At 51.4% G+C, this 3234-nt stretch carries 2 rRNA genes; both read right to left on the bottom strand.

The window, feature by feature from the left end:
• Positions 1–9: 9 nt before the first annotated feature.
• A 5S ribosomal RNA gene (rrf, locus tag ODQ19_RS27870) occupies positions 10–125 on the bottom strand.
• Positions 126–283: 158 nt separating this feature from the next.
• Positions 284–3175: ribosomal RNA gene (locus ODQ19_RS27865) — 23S ribosomal RNA — on the bottom strand.
• Between the last annotated feature and the right edge of the window lie 59 nt (positions 3176–3234).

Raw genomic sequence — 3234 nt, 5'->3', positions numbered from 1 at the left:
GGAATTTAATCTTGACGATGACCTACTCTCACATGGGGAAACCCCACACTACCATCGGCGATGCATCGTTTCACTGCTGAGTTCGGGATGGGATCAGGTGGTTCCAATGCTCTATGGTCGTCAAGAAATTCGGGTACTGAGTCGTGGCCAGATAGCCTCGCTTCAGCAAATTGGGTATGTGACAGCTGTCGGTGTTTTGTGAGCGTCGAACTTTCGGTTCATCTTCGTCTTCACACACCGCAATCTGATGCTCTTTCGAGTAGTCAAATTGCTTGGGTGTTATATGGTCAAGCCTCACGGGCAATTAGTATTGGTTAGCTCAACGCCTCACAGCGCTTACACACCCAACCTATCAACGTCGTAGTCTTCGACGGCCCTTCAGGGAACTCAAGGTTCCAGTGAGATCTCATCTTGAGGCTAGTTTCCCGCTTAGATGCTTTCAGCGGTTATCTATTCCGAACATAGCTACCCGGCAATGCCACTGGCGTGACAACCGGAACACCAGAGGTTCGTCCACTCCGGTCCTCTCGTACTAGGAGCAGCCCCTCTCAAATCTCAAACGTCCACGGCAGATAGGGACCGAACTGTCTCACGACGTTCTAAACCCAGCTCGCGTACCACTTTAAATGGCGAACAGCCATACCCTTGGGACCGGCTTCAGCCCCAGGATGTGATGAGCCGACATCGAGGTGCCAAACACCGCCGTCGATATGAACTCTTGGGCGGTATCAGCCTGTTATCCCCGGAGTACCTTTTATCCGTTGAGCGATGGCCCTTCCATACAGAACCACCGGATCACTAAGACCTACTTTCGTACCTGCTCGACGTGTCTGTCTCGCAGTCAAGCGCGCTTTTGCCTTTATACTCTACGACCGATTTCCGACCGGTCTGAGCGCACCTTCGTACTCCTCCGTTACTCTTTAGGAGGAGACCGCCCCAGTCAAACTACCCACCATACACTGTCCTCGATCCGGATAACGGACCTGAGTTAGAACCTCAAAGTTGCCAGGGTGGTATTTCAAGGTTGGCTCCACGCAGACTGGCGTCCACGCTTCAAAGCCTCCCACCTATCCTACACAAGCAAATTCAAAGTCCAGTGCAAAGCTATAGTAAAGGTTCACGGGGTCTTTCCGTCTAGCCGCGGATACACTGCATCTTCACAGCGATTTCAATTTCACTGAGTCTCGGGTGGAGACAGCGCCGCCATCGTTACGCCATTCGTGCAGGTCGGAACTTACCCGACAAGGAATTTCGCTACCTTAGGACCGTTATAGTTACGGCCGCCGTTTACCGGGGCTTCGATCAAGAGCTTCGCGTTAGCTAACCCCATCAATTAACCTTCCGGCACCGGGCAGGCGTCACACCCTATACGTCCACTTTCGTGTTTGCAGAGTGCTGTGTTTTTAATAAACAGTCGCAGCGGCCTGGTATCTTCGACCGGCATGAGCTTACGGAGCAAGTCCTTCACCCTCACCGGCGCACCTTCTCCCGAAGTTACGGTGCCATTTTGCCTAGTTCCTTCACCCGAGTTCTCTCAAGCGCCTTGGTATTCTCTACCCAACCACCTGTGTCGGTTTGGGGTACGGTTCCTGGTTACCTGAAGCTTAGAAGCTTTTCTTGGAAGCATGGCATCAACCACTTCGTTACCTAAAAGGTAACTCGTCATCAGCTCTCGGCCTTAGAATCCCGGATTTACCTAAGATTCCAGCCTACCACCTTAAACTTGGACAACCAACGCCAAGCTGGCCTAGCCTTCTCCGTCCCTCCATCGCAATAACCAGAAGTACAGGAATATTAACCTGTTTTCCATCGACTACGCTTTTCAGCCTCGCCTTAGGGACCGACTAACCCTGCGTCGATTAACGTTGCGCAGGAAACCTTGGTCTTTCGGCGTGGGTGTTTTTCACACCCATTATCGTTACTCATGTCAGCATTCGCACTTCTGATACCTCCAGCAAGCTTCTCAACTCACCTTCACAGGCTTACAGAACGCTCCTCTACCGCATCACTTACGTGATACCCGTAGCTTCGGTGTATGGTTTGAGCCCCGTTACATCTTCCGCGCAGGCCGACTCGACTAGTGAGCTATTACGCTTTCTTTAAAGGGTGGCTGCTTCTAAGCCAACCTCCTAGCTGTCTAAGCCTTCCCACATCGTTTCCCACTTAACCATAACTTTGGGACCTTAGCTGACGGTCTGGGTTGTTTCCCTTTTCACGACGGACGTTAGCACCCGCCGTGTGTCTCCCATGCTCGGCACTTGTAGGTATTCGGAGTTTGCATCGGTTTGGTAAGTCGGGATGACCCCCTAGCCGAAACAGTGCTCTACCCCCTACAGTGATACATGAGGCGCTACCTAAATAGCTTTCGAGGAGAACCAGCTATCTCCGAGCTTGATTAGCCTTTCACTCCGATCCACAGGTCATCCGCTAACTTTTCAACGGTAGTCGGTTCGGTCCTCCAGTTAGTGTTACCCAACCTTCAACCTGCCCATGGATAGATCGCCCGGTTTCGGGTCTATTCCCAGCGACTAGACGCCCTATTAAGACTCGCTTTCGCTACGCCTCCCCTATTCGGTTAAGCTCGCCACTGAAAATAAGTCGCTGACCCATTATACAAAAGGTACGCAGTCACCCAACAAAGTGGGCTCCCACTGCTTGTACGCATACGGTTTCAGGATCTATTTCACTCCCCTCTCCGGGGTTCTTTTCGCCTTTCCCTCACGGTACTAGTTCACTATCGGTCAGTCAGTAGTATTTAGCCTTGGAGGATGGTCCCCCCATATTCAGACAAAGTTTCTCGTGCTCCGTCCTACTCGATTTCATGACTAAGAGATTTTCGCGTACAGGGCTATCACCCACTATGGCCGCACTTTCCAGAGCGTTCCGCTAATCTCAAAGCCACTTAAGGGCTAGTCCCCGTTCGCTCGCCACTACTAAGGGAATCTCGGTTGATTTCTTTTCCTCAGGGTACTTAGATGTTTCAGTTCCCCTGGTTCGCCTCTTGCACCTATGTATTCAGTACAAGATAACCATCTTATGATGGCTGGGTTCCCCCATTCAGACATCTCCGGATCAAAGTCTGTTTGCCGACTCCCCGAAGCTTTTCGCAGGCTACCACGTCTTTCATCGCCTCTGACTGCCAAGGCATCCACCGTATGCGCTTCTTCACTTGACCATATAACCCCAAGCAATCTGGTTATACTGTGAAGACGACATTCGCCGAAAATTCGAATT

It is taken from the genome of Pseudomonas sp. AM4(2022) (assembly GCF_036346515.1).
Classification (GTDB): Bacteria; Pseudomonadota; Gammaproteobacteria; order Pseudomonadales; family Pseudomonadaceae; genus Aquipseudomonas; species Aquipseudomonas paracarnis.
This window is presented reverse-complemented; position numbering and strand designations above follow the sequence as displayed.